Source organism: Rhodocista pekingensis (assembly GCF_042665545.1).
GTDB lineage: Bacteria > Pseudomonadota > Alphaproteobacteria > Azospirillales > Azospirillaceae > Rhodocista > Rhodocista pekingensis.
On the sequence record NZ_JBHTCM010000003.1, the window covers coordinates 74315 to 89732 of the forward strand.

Here is a 15418-nt window from a genome sequence, read left to right on the forward strand (position 1 = left end):
AAACACCGCCCGGGTTACCTCCCCCGGACTCCCGCACCCGCCCCTTCTCCCGAAGGGGCGGGTTTTTCTGTCCGCCACCCGGCCCCGCTCAGAACAGGGCCAGCATCAGCCGCCCCTTGAGGCAGGCCAGAGCGGCCGTGGCGGCGGCCACGGCAGCCCCGACCGGGACGCGCTCCGCCCCCGGCATCTGCCGCAGCAGCAGCGTGGCGCCCAGCGCCAGCAGGGCGCTTCCCGCGGCGGCCGCGACGACGACGGCAAGACCCGGCAGGAGGTCCGGCCCGTCATCGTCATGGAGCCGGGCCAGCAGATACGGCGCGGCCAGCAGAAGCGGTCCCTCGATCCCGAGCAGACGGGACGGACACCGGAGCCGCCCGGACGCCAGAAGCAGGGACACGCCCGCCCCGAGGGCCAGCGCGGACACCAGCAGCCCGTAGATGCCGGCCGGCAGTCCGGCAGGGCGATGCCCGAAGGCCGCGGCGTGCGCGGCCAGAAGCCCCAGGATGAGCACCGGCGCCGGTCCCGCAGCCCGTGTCCAGTCCATTGTCCCTCCCCTGGAAGCCCTCGGCGTGCCTTTCGGCGGCGGCCTGTCCCGTCACGCGCCGGCCTCGGTCGCCTGCGCGGGAAACTCGATGATCGCCGTGGTCCCCCGCGCCCCCGACTGGAAGCGGAGCGACCCGGCAAGCTGCCCCGTCAGGCTGTACAGCAGAAGCATCCCCAGACCGCCCCCGGATGGGTTCCCCGCGCCATCCGGAAGGCCGCGCCCATGGTCGCGCACGATCAGGCGGAAGCCGCCGGCCTCCCGCCGCAGGACGACCTCGATCACCGCGGCGTCGCCCGGCGCATAGGCGTGCTCCGCCGCGTTCGTCACCAGCTCGTTCACGATCAGCCCCAGGCTGACCGCCTGTTCGACGGGAACGGCGACGGACACGGCGTCCAGCCGCAGACAGGCGGCTCCGTCGGGGATCTGTTCGCGCAGGTTGGCGACCAGAGCGGCAAGGTAGTCGGCGATGTCGATCGTCTCGATCGCCCCGGTGCGGTGCAGATGCTTGTGCGCCTCCCCAACGGAAAGGATGCGTCCCTCCGCCTTGCGCAGCGCCGCCCGCGCCACCGCGTCGCCTGCCGCGGATTGCAGCTTCACGAGACTGGCCACCATCTGGAGACTGTTGCCGACCCGATGGTTGATCTCCCGCAACAGGATCGTGCGGTCGTGCAGGGCCTCTGCCAGCCCGCCCATGATCTCCCGGTCCCGCCGTTGGGTCGCCATGACCAGGGCCATGCAGCCGATGCCCAGGATCAGACCGGTCAGGGTGAAGGCCGTCTGTAGCCGCGCCACCCGCTCCGAGCGGGCGACCAGCAGACGGTCCTCTTCCGCCTGCATGGCAGCGGACCGGGCGATGATCTCCGCCATCGCGCGCAGGCCGGGACCGGTGCGGATATACTCCCGCACATCCTGGTCCCGACCCTGACGTTCCAGCTCCAGGGTCGTGTCCAGATAGGCGATGTGTCGCTCGACCAACGCGGCCAGATCGCGTGCCCGCTGATGCTGAACCGGATTGTCCGCCGTCAGGGTGGCGACCCTGGCGGCCGCATCCCGCGCACCGGCCAGCGCGCGGGTCCGCGGTTCCAGCGCCTCAGGATCGTCGGTGATGAGGAAACGCCGGTCCGCCGCCTCGGCCGCCGCCAGTCCTGCCAGCGCCCGCTCGATCGCCAGTTTCACCCGGTGGGTGTGGTTCACCCATTCCTCGCTCCGGACGACCCAGTGGAACATGGCGAACAGGGCAAGCAGCAGGGCCGCGATGCCGGCGATGGCGACGCTCTGCCTGATCTGGCTGAGGGCCCTCAGCCGCCGTCCACCGATGTCCGCGACAAGCTGCATCTTCCCCCACCCGCTCCGCCCTGGCGTCCTGGATTAAACAAGGGACGTCGGCTCCGGTTGCGCGGGAAGAGTGTTCCACAGCCCCAGGCTTTCCGGCAACCCGGCCGGCGGGGGATCGGTTGCGGGCGCCACACGGTGGCAGTCGAATGATGGCGGTCGGTTGATGGCGGACGGCTGGCGGTCAGGAATAGACGGGCGCGAAGGTCCCCGCCTGCCCGGTCGCCCGGCCGGCATCCCAGAAGGGGGAGAAGGCCCGCAGCCGGGCGACGATGGGCGGCACGGCGGCGATCACCCGGTCCACCTCGGTTTCCGTCGTCTCCCGCGAGAGGGAGAAGCGGATGGCGCCGTGCGCCGCCGTGAAGGGCACGTCCATGGCGCGCAGGACATGGCTCGGCTCCAGGCTGCCGCTGGTGCAGGCGGAACCCGACGAGGCGGCGATCCCCGCCTTGTTCAGCAGCAGCAGGATGGCCTCCCCCTCGATGAACTCGAAAGCGATGGTGCTGGTGTTGGGCACCCGCTCGGCCTCCCCGCCGACGGCGAAGCAGTGCCCGACCGCACCCAGGATGCCGCGCTCCAGCCGGTCGCGCAGGCTGCGGATGCGGTCCATGTCCTCGGCCACGGAGCGGGCGGCAAGCGCCGCCGCCATGCCCAGCCCGACGATGCCGGGCACGTTCTCCGTTCCCGCCCGGCGGCCGCGCTCCTGCCCGCCACCGCGCAGCAGGGGCCGGAAGCGCGTTCCCTTGCGGACATAGAGCGCGCCGATCCCCTTCGGCCCGTGCAGCTTGTGCGCCGACAGCGACAGCATGTCGATGCCCGTCCCGGCGACGGAGACGGGCAGCTTGCCGACCGCCTGCACGGCGTCGGTGTGGAAGGTGGCCCCCACCTCCTTCGCCAGTTCGGCCAGCTCCGGAACCGGGTTGACGACGCCCGTCTCGTTGTTCGCCCACATCAGGCTGACCAGCGCCACGTCGGGGCCCAGCGCCCGGCGATAGGCCTCCAGGTCCAGCCGGCCGTGCCGGTCCACGGGCACGATGCGGACCTCGACGCCGTCCGTCTTCTCCAGATGCTCCAGCACACCCAGGATGGCGTGGTGCTCCACGGCGGAGGTGACGACCGCCCGCCGTTCCGGCTGCGCCCGCAGGGCCGAGAGGATGGCCGTGCTGTTGGCCTCCGTCGCCCCGCTGAGGAACAGGATTTCATGGTCATGGGCGGCGCCGAGCAGGGCCTGCACCTGTCCCCGCGCCGTGCGGATCGCGGCCCCGACCGACTCTCCAAAGCGGTGCATGGAGGAGGGATTGCCGAACAGCTCCGTGAAGCAGGGCAGCATCGCCTCCAGCACGCGGGGGTCGGTGCGGGTGGTGGCGTTGTTGTCGAGATAGACCGGCGTGTCCATGCCTTCTCCCCTCCCCGTCAGACCGGGATCACGGTGACGGGGGCGCCCAGCTTAGCCGCCATCCGGGCGGCAAGGCCGTCCACCGTCATGCGCGCCATGCGGCAGCCGGCGCAGGCGCCGGTGAGCCGGACATGGACATGGCGGCCGTCCACATCGACCAGTTCGCAGTCGCCGCCGTCGGCCTGGAAGGTCGGGCGGGCGTCGGCGATGGCCTCCTCGATCAGGCGGATGCGCTGCACCAGGGTCAGCTTAGAGCCCGGCGTCACGGCGGCCGGCAGTGCTGCGGCCGGCGGTGCTGCGGCCGGCGGCGCGGGTTTCGACGACAGCGCCACGGCCGCGGGCCTCGTCGGGACCGCCGCGGGCGCCTTCGCCGGCGGGGCCAGGGAGACGAGCGCGCCGGCCGGCTTCAGGGCGGGCCGGGCCGGGGCGCCGGCGAAGGCCTCCGCCGCGCCGAGCAGGCCCTCGGCCACCATCTCGGCGTTCACCGCGGCCAGCACCTCCTCCATCCGCTCGTTGCAGGCGCCGCAGCTACCGCCCGCCTTGGTGTAGAAGGTGACCTGCTCCATGCTGGTCAGCCGGTTCGTCCGCACCGCCCGGCGCAGCATCGGCTCGTCCACGGCGAAGCACTTGCAGATCAGGGCGCCCTCATCGTGGTCGTCGTCGATCTCCTCGCCGCGGTAATGCGCGATGGCGGCGTGCAGCGCCTCCGCCCCCATGACGGAGCAGTGCATCTTCTGGGCCGGCAGCCCGCCGAGGAAGGCGGCGATGTCCTGGTTGGTCAGCCGGGCGGCCTCGTCCAGGGTGCGGCCGATGACCAGTTCGGTCAGGGCGGAGGAAGAGGCGATGGCCGAGCCGCAGCCGAAGGTCTGGAAACGGGCGTCCTGGATCACCTCCGTCGCCGGGTCCACCTTCAGCATCAGCTTCAGCGCGTCGCCGCAGGTCAGCGACCCGACCTCGCCCACCGCATTGGCGTCGGCCAGGACGCCCGCGTTCTTCGGCTCGAAGAAGTACGCCTTGACCTTGTCCGTGTAGTCCCACATGGCCGGATGCCCTCCCGCGTGCCCGTTCGCGTCATCGCCCGTCGCCGGAGATCCCAGCCCGGCAGGGATCCCGCCGGATGGGGGTGCCGGCCCGTGGCAGGATCGTCAGTGGCAGGATTTCTTGCCGCAGTTGCAGCCGCCGCCGGGGGCGGCGTTCTCGAAGACGAAGCCCGCCCCCTCCAGCCGCTCGACGAAGTCCACGGTCACCGCGTCGAGCAGCGGCACGGAGTCCTGATCGACATAGACGTCCAGCCCCTCGAACCGGATCACCGCGTCGGCGTCGCCCGGCCCCTCCTCCAGTTGCAGCCCGAACTGGAGACCGGCGCAGCCCGCCGGGCGCACCATGATCCTGAGACCGGCCGCCTGTCCGGCGGCGGCCTCGACGGCCGTGCGGGCCGCCTGTACCGCGCTGTCCGTGAGTGCCACCATCGCAAACCTCCGTCCCGTATCAGGGCCATCCCGTGTCAGGGTCATCCCGTCCCAGGCGCGTCCGTACCGCCCCGGGGGCAGGGACGTGAGGCAATCTGCGTGCCAGAGGCGAACCCCATGGAATCCGCGGGTTCCGGCAGTGTCGGCAACGCGACAACGGGGCCTTCGCCGCCGGATGTCGGATTCCCGACAGCGACACGCCCGACACGACACCGACACGACACCGTGCAGCGGCGCGGGTCCGGCGGAACTGTGCCCGCGCCCGGGGGCGCAGTCCCCGGCCCGCCGCTTGCAGGGCCCCGACCGAGACGACGACGCGGGGGAGACCGACCATGCCGCCGCCCTATGGAACCGACCTGTCCCCGTGCGGAACGGACAGCCTCGACACCTACCTCTTCGGGCGCATCCTCGCCCTGGCCGCGGCGGACAGCACCCGCCCGCTGACGGCGGCGACGGGCCTGTCCCGCGCGGCGCTGGAACGGCTGCTCCGCCGCCATCTGCCGGACCGGCTGGCGCTGCTGGACGCCGTGCCTGTGGATGCCGGGACCGGGGAAGACGCGCCGGAGGAGCCGGACCTGCGCCAGCTCCTGCAGGAGCACGGCGCCACCGGGGCGGAGGAGGAGGTCTGGCTGGCGGCCATCGTCGCCCGCCGGTCGCTGGAGCCGAACCATCTCTGGCAGGATCTGGGGCTGGCCAGCCGCGCCGACCTGAACGCCCTGTTCCGCCGCCACTTCCCCGCCCTGGTCCGGCGCAACGCGGGCGACATGAAGTGGAAGAAGTTCTTCTACCGCGAACTCTGCCGGCGCGAGGGCATGCTGATCTGCAAATCCCCCAACTGCGAGGTCTGCACCGATGTCCATGCCTGCTTCGGGCAGGAGGACGGGCCGGCGCTGCTGACGGGACTCTGGCGCTGACGCTCGCCCCCCTTCCCCCCAGCGCCTGTCCCTACCCCTCCCCGTGCCTCTGACAGCCCTTGGGGCAGACGCGGGCGCAGGCGCCGCAGCCGATGCAGTTGCCGGCATCGGCCACGACCATGACCTTGCGCAGGAACTCCTCGTCGTCGTCGCCGTCGGGATCGGCGTCCACCAGCTCGTCATCCTCCGTCACGCCCTTCAGGCTCATGACAGCGCGGCTGCACACCTTGAAGCAGCGGCCGCAGCCGATGCACTTCGTCTGGTCGATGGAGAGAAGGTAGGCGGGCGTCCAGGGAGCGCCGCCGCGGGTCAGGAACACGGCCATGCTCAGCCCTCCGCCGCGCGCAGGCGGGCCCGCGCCGCCGCCAGCCCCTCATAGGCGGCATGGCACTCGGCCGCCACGGCCGGGATGCGCTCCCAGCCGACCGGCAGGTCCTCGGACAGGTCGTGCAGGTCCATCTTCAGGCGGGTGGCGCGGGCGTTCAGCGCCTTGACCTCCGCCTTCAGGGTGTCGATGTCGCTCATGGTCGGTTCCTGGACTGGTGGGGCGGCGGATCAGGCGTCCGCCACCTCGGGGAAGCGGCGGATCAGCGTGGCGGCCTCCTGTGCCGCCGTCTCCCCCGCCTCCTCCAGCTTGGCGAGGCTGTCGTAGCCGTAGCGGTGGACGTCGCGCAGGTGGCGGGAGAGCACGACCAGCCGCCCGGCCAGCAGCACCACGCGGCCGAAACCCTCATGGTGCATCTTCATCATGGGGGAGGCGACCTGGCCCGTGAGCTGCTCGATGCGCAGCCCGACGGCGCCGTAGAACTTCTCCACCCGCCACAGCGTATCAGGGTCGGGATCGCCGATGAGGGGGATCAGCCTGCGGTCCTCGCGGGTAACGATGTAGTCGGCCAGAAGCTCGGCGTCGGACCGGCGCTCCCAGGCGCCGTGGCTGTCCTCCGCCCGCAGCAGGCGGACCAGCACGGTCAGGAAGGGGCTGTCCACGCTGGCAGGGGCAGTGTCCGTCTGGGCAGTGTCCGTCTGGGCGTCGGTCATGCCTCAGTCCTCCGTGAAGTCGCGCGGCCGGTCCGCGTGCAGGATCTTGCGCAGCCAGGGCGGCGGATTGCCCGACAGCATGGCCTGGACCCGCGCCAGCACGCTGTCGATCGGCTCCGGCGCCGGCAGCTTCAAGGGATGCATCCGCGCCGCCACGACCTTGGCCGCCGCCGGCCCGCCGATGGCGAGCACGAACAGCAGGTGGCAGCCCTGGAGCGCCTCCACCTTGAGGCCGATCCGGTCGTCGCCGTCGCTGCGGTGGCTGCCGCTCTCGTCGGAGGTGTCGGAGAAGCCGACCGCCTCCACGAACCGGCGGCCGTCCGCCGTCACGTCGTAGATGGCGAAGGTCCGGGCCGAGCCGAAATGGGCGTTCATGGACTTCATGTCCTGGGTGGCGATGGCGACGCGCAGCTTCCCCGCCGCCGGCGTGCGGCCGGCGGGGGCCGCGCTGTCGTCCGCCTCAATGAGCGCCAACCGACGCGCCGTCATGGCCGCCTCCCTTTGTGTCGTGGTGGTGGGACCGGGCGCCGAGCAGCAGGTTCGCCGCCTCGAAGACCAGATCGCGGGTGCCGCGGTAGCCGACGCGGCGGAGATGCGCCGGGCCCAGCCGGTCGAAGACGGGGAAGCCGGCGCGCAGCAGCGGAATGCCCAGCCGCTCCGCCGCCTGCCGACCGTGCGCGGTGGTCGCCAGCAGGTCGGCGCCGGCCTCCCGCATCAGCGTCTCGCACAGGCCCAGATCGCCGACATGCACCGCCGGTGCCTCGATGCGGGCCAGCAGCGGCGAGCGGTCGGTGGAAGCGACGGCGACGCTGATCTCCGCCCCCAGGCTGCGGAACAGGCCGGACAGCGCATAGAGCAGGTCGGGGTCGCCGGCCAGGGCGACACGCCGCCCCTCCAGGTAGAAATGCCCGTCCAGCAGCGCGTCCTGAAGCTGGCTGCGCTGCCGCTTCAGCGACCGCGGCACCTCCCCGCCGGTAAGCTCCAGCAGGGCACGCACCAGCCGGTCGGTGGCCCGGAGGCCGGTCAGCGAGGGCAGCAGGCGGAACGGCACCCCGGCCCGCCGCTCCAGCGCCTCGGCCGCGGCGCGCATCTGCTCGCCCACGGCAAGGGTCAGCCGGCCGCGGGCGAGGCCCGCCACATCCTCCACCGTCGCCCCGCCGTTGGTGGAGCCGGACCAGGCGTCGGGGATGTGGCCGTCCAGCGACCCGCCGATGTCCGGCACCACGACCGGGACCAGCCCGAAGGCCGCCACCATGTCGCGCAGCTCGTCGATGTCGGCGGCGGTCAGGTGGGAGCCGGGCAGGATGTTGACCTGCCGCGCATTGACCGCCCCCGGCGCTCCCGCCGGCACCATCTCCTCCACCATGGCGTGGACGGCCTTGCCCCAGCCCGTCTCGATGGCGCCGTCATAGTCGGGGGTGGAGACAAGGCAGATCCGGGTGTCGGCGAACTCCGGCCGGCGCTGCCGGATCAGCCGCAGGTCGCCCGCGATGTCCTCACCGCGCGTCTCCATCAGCGCCGTGGTGGCGATGCCGATGACGCGCGGCTTCGCCCGCTCCCGCAGATTGTGGATCGCCTGCTCCAGATTGTCGGCACCGCCCAGGATCGTCGTCACCTCGTTCATCGCCGTCGTCTGGAGCGGGATGTTCTCGCGGAAGTGCCGGACCGCCAGCACCAGCGCGAAGCTGGTGCAGCCCTGGCTGCCGTGCAGCAGCGGCATGGCCCGGTCCAGCCCCATGAAGGCCAGCGCCGCCCCCAGCGGCTGCGAGGATTTCAGCGGGTTGCGGCTGTGCGCGGCCGTCGCCAGCCGGACCGGCGTCGTGCCGGGGGCCTCGTCCGGTTCGGCCCCGGAGCCGGGCTCCCACGGGGCGGGCGCCCGCACCTCGGCCCAGACGGGGTTGCCCAGCTCGGTGGCGAGATCGCGCACCAGCTCGACCAGCCCCGTATAGCCGGCATAGGGGCGGTGGCGCTCCTGGTTGATGTCCAGCCAGGGCGTCCGGGACTTCAGCGCCACGAACTGGCTGCGCCCGCCGGACAGCATGATGTCCGCCTCGCTCTCCTTGAGCATGCGGTACATCTCCTTCGGCGGGATGGTCTCGAAGGTGTGGGCGTCCTCGCCCATGATCTCCTGGATGCGGGCCTTGTCCTGCTCCGTGCTCTTGCGCACGGAGGTTCCGGTCACGACCATCCCCAGCTCCTGAAGGGCGGAGACGACGGACCAGGACTTCACCCCACCGGTGTAGAGCAGCACCCGCCGCCCCTCCACCGCCGGGCGGAAGACGGCGATGGCGCTACGGGCCTTCGCCTCCTCCTCCGCGATCAGGGCCTCGGTGCGCGCGATCAGGTCGGGCGGCGCACCGCGCTCCACCAGCAGGCGGGCGCAGGTGCGCAGCGCGGCCGAGGTGTCCTCGATGCCGTAGAAGGAGACCTCGGCATAGGGGATGCCCCAGCGCTCCTCCATCTTGCGCGCCACGTTGATCAGCGCCATGGAGCAGATCATCAGGTTCAGCCGCGCCCGGTGGGCGCCGGCGATCTCGGCATAGCGCGCGTCGCCCGTCATCCGGGCCAGGATGCGGATGCCCAGGCGGCGGAACAGCGGCTCCACCTGCCACAGCTCCCCGGCCAGATTGAAGTCGCCGATGATGTTGATGTCGGTCGGGGTGGTGACCTCCGGTTCCATCGTCCCGATGACGTGATCCAGCAGGGTCTCCCCCGCCAGCTTGTTGCCCAGGTTCTTGGAGCCGACGAAGCCCGGCACGTTGACGGGGATCACCGGCAGGCCGAAGCGCTCCGCCGCCGCCTTGCAGACCGCCTCCACATCGTCGCCGGTCAGGGCCGGCACGCAGGTCTGGTAGACGAAGACGGCGGCGGGGCGGTGCGCCTCGGCGATCTCCCGGATCGCCTTGAACAGCCGCTTCTCCCCGTTGCCCATGATGATGTCGAGTTCGGACAGATCGGTGGTGAAGCCGGTGCGGTAGAGCGTCGGCCCGGAGGAGAGCGAGCCGCGGTTGTCCCAGCCGTTGCCTTCGCAGGCCAGTGGTCCATGGACCAGATGGGCGGCGTCCGTGATCGGCTGCAACACGATCTTGGCGCCGTCGAAGGCGCAGCCGCCGGCGGCCGCCCCCGGCGTCAGCGGCTTGCCGCAGCCCTTGCGCCGGACCGTGGCGTCCTTCGCCCGGTTCCGGTCGCAGGCGGGTTCGTTGAAGACATCGGCCAGTTTGTCGGCAAGCGACATGGGGGCCTCCGGCGGGCGCGGGGAAGGACCGGCAGGCCGGGCGGCGCCAGGGCGCCCGGCCTGCACGGGTCAGCGCCTACCGCGTCAGATCGAAGGCGTAGTCCGTCGCCCCGGTGTCGCTGGAGTCGGCGTCCAGCGTCTCGAAGATCCGGTCCAGGATCTTCACCAGCACCGACAGGCCGCCCTGGTAGCCCATGATCGGGAAGCGGTGGTGATGGTGCCGGTCGAAGATCGGGAAGGTCAGCCGGATCAGCGGCGTGCCGGTGTCCCGCTCCAGATACTTGCCGTAGGAGTTGCCGATCATCAGATCGACCTTCTCCGTGAACAGGAACGAGCGCAGGTGCCAGAGGTCCTTGCCGGCCCAGACGTTGCAGCCCTTACCGTAGGGCGACGAGGCCAGCAGGGTGTGCATCTGCTCCTCCCACGCCTTGTTGCCGTTGGTGGCAAGGCAGTGGACCGGCTCGCCGCCCGTCTCCAGGACGAAGCGGGCCATGGCGTAGACGAAGTCCGGATCGCCGAAGATCGCGTACTTCTTGCCGTGCAGGTAGGACTGGCTGTCGGCGATGGCGTCCACCAGCCGGCCGCGCTCCAGCCGGAGCTGCTCGGGGATGCCCTTGCCGGCCAGCCGCGCCACCTCCATCAGGAACTCGTCGGTGGCGGAGACGCCCAGCGGATAGTGGAACGCCTTCACCTGCTGGCCCTTGCCCTCCACATACTCCAGCGTCTTGCGCGTGCAGTATTCCTGGAGCGACAGGGTGGCCTTGGCGTTCAGCGCCGCCCGCACCTCCTCCAGCTTCGTGCCGCCGGCGAACATGCGGAACTCGCCGTCCGAGGGCGTATCGAACTGGTCGGAGGTGTCGGCCAGGATCGTCGCCTTCACCCCCATCAGCCCCAGCATCCGCTTCAGCTCGCGGATGTTGCCGACGCAGAAGCCGTCGAAGCCGGGAATGATGTTGATGCGGTCGGTGTGGACGTGCTCCCGGTCCTTCCAGAAGTTCTCCAGGATGCCCTTCACCATCACGTCGTAGCCATCGACATGGCTGCCGACGAAGGCGGGGGTATGGGCGTAGGGCACGTCGAAGTCCTGGGGCACGGAGCCCTTGACCTTGGCGTTCGTGATGAAGGCCTGGAGGTCGTCGCCGATGACCTCGGCCATGCAGGTCGTGGACACGGCGATCATCTTCGGCGCGTAGAGGGCATAGGCGTTCGCCAGCCCGTCGATCATGTTGTTCAGGCCGCCGAACACCGCGGCATCCTCCGTCATCGACGAGGAGACGGCCGAGCACGGCTCCTTGAAGTGGCGGGACAGGTGCGAACGGTAGTAGGCGACGCAGCCCTGGGAACCGTGGACGAAGGACAGCGTGCCCTCGAACCCGGCGGCGGCGAACACCGCCCCCAGCGGCTGGCAGGCCTTGGCCGGGTTGATGCTCAGGGCCTGGCGGGCGAGGTTCTTCTCCCGGTACTCCCAGGACTTCGTCCATTCGCCGATCTGCACGACCTTCTGGTCGGGATGGCCGCACTCGAACTCGGCCTTCTTGCGGGCGAACATCTCCTGATATTCGGGCTCGCGGAACAGCCGGGCGTAGTCGAGCACCGTCTCAGCGGACTGGGGCATCGTCGTTGCCTCCTCTCATATGGCAGGCCGTCTCGGGGCGCGTCACTCGGCGGCGGCCGGCATGACGTCCCAGGGCGCCTTGAAGAGGCCCCAGACGGGATTGTTGATGGCGAGGTCCATGTCGCGGGCGAAGATGGCGAAGCCGTCATAGCCGTGATACGGGCCCGAATAGTCCCAGGAGTGCATCTGCCGGAACGGGATGCCCATCTTCTGGACCGGGTACTTCTCCTTGATGCCGGAGCCGACCAGATCGGGGCGGACGCCCTCGATGAACTTCTCCAGCTCGTAGCCGGTCACGTCGTCGTAGATCAGCGTGCCGTTCTTCACGTAATGGCCGGTGCGCTGGTAGTCGTCGCTGTGGGCGAACTCGTAGCCCGTGCCGACGATCTCCATGCCCAGGTCCTCGTAGGCCGTGATGACGTGGCGGGGACGCAGGCCGCCGACATAGAGCATGACCGTCTTGCCCTCCAGCCGGGGCCGGTACTTGGCGATCACGGCATCGACCAGCGGCCGGTACTTGGCGATCACCGCCTCGCACCGGTCCATGATCTCCGGCCCGAAGTGGCGGGCGATGGTGCGCAGGCTCTGCTCGATCTGGGTCGGGCCGAAGAAGTTGTATTCTTCCCAGGGGATGCCGTGCTTCTCCTCCATGTGCCGGCAGATGTAGTTCATCGACCGGTAGCAGTGGATCAGGTTCAGCCGGGCCTTGGGCGCCCGCTCGATCTCGGCCAGGGTGGCATCGCCGGACCAGGCGCCGATGACCCGCAGGCCCATCTCCTCCAGGAGGATGCGCGAGGCCCAGGCATCGCCGCCGATGTTGTAGTCGCCGATGATGTTGACGTCGTTCGGGCCGGCCTCGAAGGCGATCTCCTTCTTGTCCAGCACCCAGTCGCGGATCACGTCGTTGGCGATGTGGTGGCCGAGCGACTGGGAGACGCCGCGGAACCCCTCGCAGCGCACGGGCACGATGGTCTTGCCGTGCTCCTTGTTCTTCTTCTTGGCGACGGCCTCGATGTCGTCGCCGATCAGGCCGATCGGGCATTCCGACTGGATGGAGATGCCGTTGGCGAGCGGGAACAGGTCCACGATCTCGTCGATCAGCTTCTCCAGCTTCTTGTCGCCGCCGAAGACAATGTCCTTTTCCTGGAAGTCCGAGGTGAACTGCATCGTGACGAAGCTGTCCACCCCGGTCGTCCCGGTATAGTAGTTGCGCCGCTGGCTCCAGCTGTAGTGGCCGCAGCCGACGGGGCCATGGCTGATGTGGACCATGTCCTTCACCGGACCCCAGACCACGCCCTTGGAGCCGGCATAGGCGCAGCCGCGGATGGTCATGACGCCGGGGATCGACTTGATGTTCGACTTGACGTCGCACTCGGTCACCGGCTGGTCGGTATCCGCCACCTCCTCGCCCGGTGCGGCGACGGCCAGATGCTTGCGGCGGCGCTTGGCCGACTTCTCGGGATAGCGGGCGAGGACGTCCTCGATCAGCCTGGTGTTGAACTCGGCCTGACCGTCTTCCCGGCCGCTCGGCAACGTGGTTTCCATGGTTGGGGCTCCTTGGTCGGGGGACAGGGGCCCGGGGCGGCCGGATGGCCCGCGCCGGTCCGTCCGGGATCAGCCGGCGACGGCGGTGGCGGCTTCCTTGGCCTGGAGTTCGGCGAGCTGCTGCTCTTCGGTCTTCATGATGCCGAACTCGATCAGCATGTCCTCCAGCTCCTCCATGGTGATGGGGGTGGGGATGACGCCCTTGCCGGAATTCTCGTGGATCTTGCGGGCCAGCTCGCGGTACTCCGCGGCCTGCTTGCTGTCCGGGGCGTACTGGATGACCGTCTGGCGGCGCAGCTCGGCGTGCTGCACGATGTTGTCGCGCGGCACGAAGTGGATCAGCTTGCAGCCCAGCCGCGCGGCCAGCGCCTCGGCCAGCTCCAGCTCCTTGTCGGTCTTGCGCTCGTTGCAGATCAGCCCGCCCAGGCGCACGCCGCCGCTGTGGGCGTATTTCAGGATGCCCTTGGCGATGTTGTTGGCGGCATAGAGCGCCATCATCTCGCCGGACATGACGATGTAGATCTCCTGGGCCTTGTTCTCGCGGATCGGCATGGCGAAGCCGCCGCAGACCACGTCGCCCAGCACGTCGTAGGACACATAGTCCACGTCGTCGTAGGCGCCGTTCTCCTCCAGGAAGTTGATGGCGGTGATGACGCCGCGCCCGGCGCAGCCGACGCCCGGCTCGGGGCCGCCGGACTCGGTGCACTTGATGCCCTTGTAGCCAACCTTCAGCACGTCCTCCAGCTCCAGGTCCTCGACCGAGCCGGCCTGGGCGGCGAGGTGGAGCACGGTGTCCTGGAGCTTGGTGTTCAGGATCAGGCGCGTGCTGTCGGCCTTGGGGTCGCAGCCGACGATCAGGATCTTCTGGCCCATCTCGACCAGGGCGGCGAGGGTGTTCTGGGAGGTGGTGGACTTGCCGATGCCGCCCTTGCCGTAGAAGGCGATCTGGCGGAGCTTGTTGCGGGCCATGGGAGCGCTCCTGTCTGGTGTCGCATACCGTCATGCGGGCCGCGCCATCGGCGGCACGGACCCTGGAAGAGCAACCCCCATGCCAAGCGGGTCCACCCCTGGACCAGCCCGATACAATCATTGTTTTTCAAAGACTTGCCGAAAGAGCCACGGACCGATGGCGGCTGTCGGGCCGTTGTCGCAAACGCGACAAACGTCGGACATTGGGCGGGACCCGCAGCAGCCGACCGCCGCAAAGAAAAACGCCGGCGCTGGGGGGCGCCGACGTGTCGAGGGGAACAGGGGAACGGAACGGATCAAAAGCCGGGGACAGGGATCAGGCGTTGAGACCCTGCCAGGGCTCACGGCCCATGGCGGCGAGCGGCGGCAGCCGGCGCCGGCGGCGTCCGTCCTGCCACCAGTCATGCAGGACGGAGAGCCGGGGATAGAGCAGGGTGCCGCGGCCGCCGGAGAAGGCCATCCAGGCTTCCACCGTGCTGCGCTTCACCGCCGTCAGGACGGGCACCCCGGCCATCGCCGCCCGGGCGATCTCGTCGCGCAGGCCGCCGCCCGAGGCTTCCTGCTTGCCGAAGCGGGAGACGAAGACCAGATCGGGCGCGGCCAGCGTCGCCATCCGGACCCGCAGCGACGCCGCCAGCAGGCGCGCGGGATCGAGCCGGCAACTGCTGGCCCCGGGACCGAGATCCTGGCAGATGCGGATCACCTCGTTGCTGCCGACGTCCAGCACCTGCATCAGGGCGCGCGGGCCGCAGCCCTCTGGCCCCGGCGGAAGCTGCACGACACCGCCGATGCGCTCACCGGCGGCGGACAGCTCCGCCGCGAACTGGCCCATCAGCAGATCGACGTTGACGCCGCTGTCATAGACGATGGCGGCCAGCGCCCAGGGATTGAAGAAGTCGGTGTCGTCCAGTTCGGTCACGGCCATGTCGGCTCTCCCTGCTGCGTGCGGACGGTGTCCGGGGGTGACTGTCGCGGTTGCCTCATTTCCAGGCAACCCCTTGATCCGGCGTAAAATTGACCCGCGACCGGGGCGACCGCGGACTTGCCAGGACATCCCGGCGGTTGCATGCTGGCGGGCGCAGCCCCGGCTGCCCGCGCCATCGTCGCTGGCATCGTTCCAGCCCTTGCCCCTGACGGGAGATCAAGCCGCCATGAGACTGTCCGCCCGCAACCAGATGCCCGGAACCGTCGTCGCCGTCACCCGCGGCGCCACCACCAGCCATGTGAAGATCGAAGTGGCGGCCGGCATGATCATCACCGCCGCCATCACGAACGAGGCCGCGGAGGAGCTGGGCATCGCCGTGGGCCGCAAGGCGACGGCGATCATCAAGGCATCCGACGTGCTGGTCGGGATGGAGTGACGG

The 15418-nt window shown here is 70.2% G+C and carries 16 protein-coding genes; 2 read left to right on the forward strand and 14 right to left on the reverse strand.

Annotated elements, in window-relative coordinates:
* Positions 1-88 precede the first annotated feature (88 nt).
* The 5 genes from ACFQPS_RS00365 to ACFQPS_RS00385 all read right to left on the reverse strand — a co-directional run bounded on the left by ACFQPS_RS00365 (position 89) and on the right by ACFQPS_RS00385 (position 4738).
* On the reverse strand, positions 89-541 hold the full coding sequence (locus ACFQPS_RS00365) for a hypothetical protein (protein ID WP_377355478.1): 453 nt from the start codon (positions 539-541) through the stop codon (positions 89-91).
* 51 nt (positions 542-592) lie between these two features.
* A complete protein-coding gene (locus tag ACFQPS_RS00370) occupies positions 593-1876 on the reverse strand; it encodes a sensor histidine kinase (RefSeq protein ID WP_377355480.1) in 1284 nt (427 codons plus the stop codon).
* 181 nt (positions 1877-2057) lie between these two features.
* A complete protein-coding gene (nifS, locus tag ACFQPS_RS00375) occupies positions 2058-3269 on the reverse strand; it encodes a cysteine desulfurase NifS (RefSeq protein ID WP_377355482.1) in 1212 nt (403 codons plus the stop codon).
* 17 nt (positions 3270-3286) lie between these two features.
* Positions 3287-4309 carry a Fe-S cluster assembly protein NifU gene (nifU, locus tag ACFQPS_RS00380; RefSeq protein WP_377355484.1) on the reverse strand — a complete coding sequence of 341 codons (1023 nt, stop codon included), beginning with the start codon at positions 4307-4309 and terminating at the stop codon, positions 3287-3289.
* A gap of 105 nt (positions 4310-4414) precedes the next feature.
* Positions 4415-4738: a HesB/IscA family protein gene (locus ACFQPS_RS00385; protein WP_377355486.1), complete on the reverse strand. Its 324-nt coding sequence runs from the start codon at positions 4736-4738 to the stop codon at positions 4415-4417.
* Between the two features lie 332 nt (positions 4739-5070).
* Here ACFQPS_RS00385 and ACFQPS_RS00390 point away from each other — a divergent pair, with 332 nt between their 5' ends.
* Positions 5071-5652: a nitrogen fixation protein NifQ gene (locus ACFQPS_RS00390; protein WP_377355488.1), complete on the forward strand. Its 582-nt coding sequence runs from the start codon at positions 5071-5073 to the stop codon at positions 5650-5652.
* 31 nt (positions 5653-5683) lie between these two features.
* Here ACFQPS_RS00390 and fdxB read toward each other — a convergent pair whose 3' ends face one another.
* From fdxB to ACFQPS_RS00435, 9 genes are all read right to left on the reverse strand, one after another.
* A complete protein-coding gene (gene fdxB, locus ACFQPS_RS00395; RefSeq protein WP_377355490.1) occupies positions 5684-5977 on the reverse strand; it encodes a ferredoxin III, nif-specific in 294 nt (97 codons plus the stop codon).
* Between the two features lie 2 nt (positions 5978-5979).
* Positions 5980-6177: a CCE_0567 family metalloprotein gene (locus ACFQPS_RS00400; protein ID WP_377355492.1), complete on the reverse strand. Its 198-nt coding sequence runs from the start codon at positions 6175-6177 to the stop codon at positions 5980-5982.
* A 30-nt stretch (positions 6178-6207) separates the two neighbouring features.
* Positions 6208-6690: a NifX-associated nitrogen fixation protein gene (locus tag ACFQPS_RS00405; RefSeq protein ID WP_377355494.1), complete on the reverse strand. Its 483-nt coding sequence runs from the start codon at positions 6688-6690 to the stop codon at positions 6208-6210.
* A 3-nt stretch (positions 6691-6693) separates the two neighbouring features.
* Positions 6694-7179, reverse strand: a complete 486-nt coding sequence (gene nifX / locus ACFQPS_RS00410; RefSeq protein WP_377355496.1) for a nitrogen fixation protein NifX — start codon at positions 7177-7179, stop codon at positions 6694-6696.
* Positions 7151-9925, reverse strand: a complete 2775-nt coding sequence (locus tag ACFQPS_RS00415; protein ID WP_377355498.1) for a bifunctional nitrogenase iron-molybdenum cofactor biosynthesis protein NifEN — start codon at positions 9923-9925, stop codon at positions 7151-7153. The genes nifX and ACFQPS_RS00415 overlap by 29 nt, the downstream gene beginning before the upstream one ends.
* A 76-nt stretch (positions 9926-10001) precedes the next feature.
* Positions 10002-11540: a nitrogenase molybdenum-iron protein subunit beta gene (gene nifK, locus ACFQPS_RS00420; protein WP_377355500.1), complete on the reverse strand. Its 1539-nt coding sequence runs from the start codon at positions 11538-11540 to the stop codon at positions 10002-10004.
* 42 nt (positions 11541-11582) lie between these two features.
* A complete protein-coding gene (gene nifD / locus ACFQPS_RS00425; protein WP_377355502.1) occupies positions 11583-13085 on the reverse strand; it encodes a nitrogenase molybdenum-iron protein alpha chain in 1503 nt (500 codons plus the stop codon).
* 69 nt (positions 13086-13154) lie between these two features.
* Positions 13155-14054 carry a nitrogenase iron protein gene (gene nifH / locus ACFQPS_RS00430; RefSeq protein ID WP_012568805.1) on the reverse strand — a complete coding sequence of 300 codons (900 nt, stop codon included), beginning with the start codon at positions 14052-14054 and terminating at the stop codon, positions 13155-13157.
* Positions 14055-14370: 316 nt separating this feature from the next.
* Positions 14371-14979, reverse strand: coding sequence for a DUF2478 domain-containing protein (locus tag ACFQPS_RS00435; RefSeq protein WP_377355504.1), 609 nt, complete (start codon positions 14977-14979; stop codon positions 14371-14373).
* Positions 14980-15205: 226 nt separating this feature from the next.
* On the opposite strand from ACFQPS_RS00435, the gene ACFQPS_RS00440 reads away from it, so the two are divergent.
* Positions 15206-15415 carry a TOBE domain-containing protein gene (locus tag ACFQPS_RS00440; RefSeq protein ID WP_012568807.1) on the forward strand — a complete coding sequence of 70 codons (210 nt, stop codon included), beginning with the start codon at positions 15206-15208 and terminating at the stop codon, positions 15413-15415.
* The last annotated feature ends 3 nt before the right edge of the window (positions 15416-15418 follow it).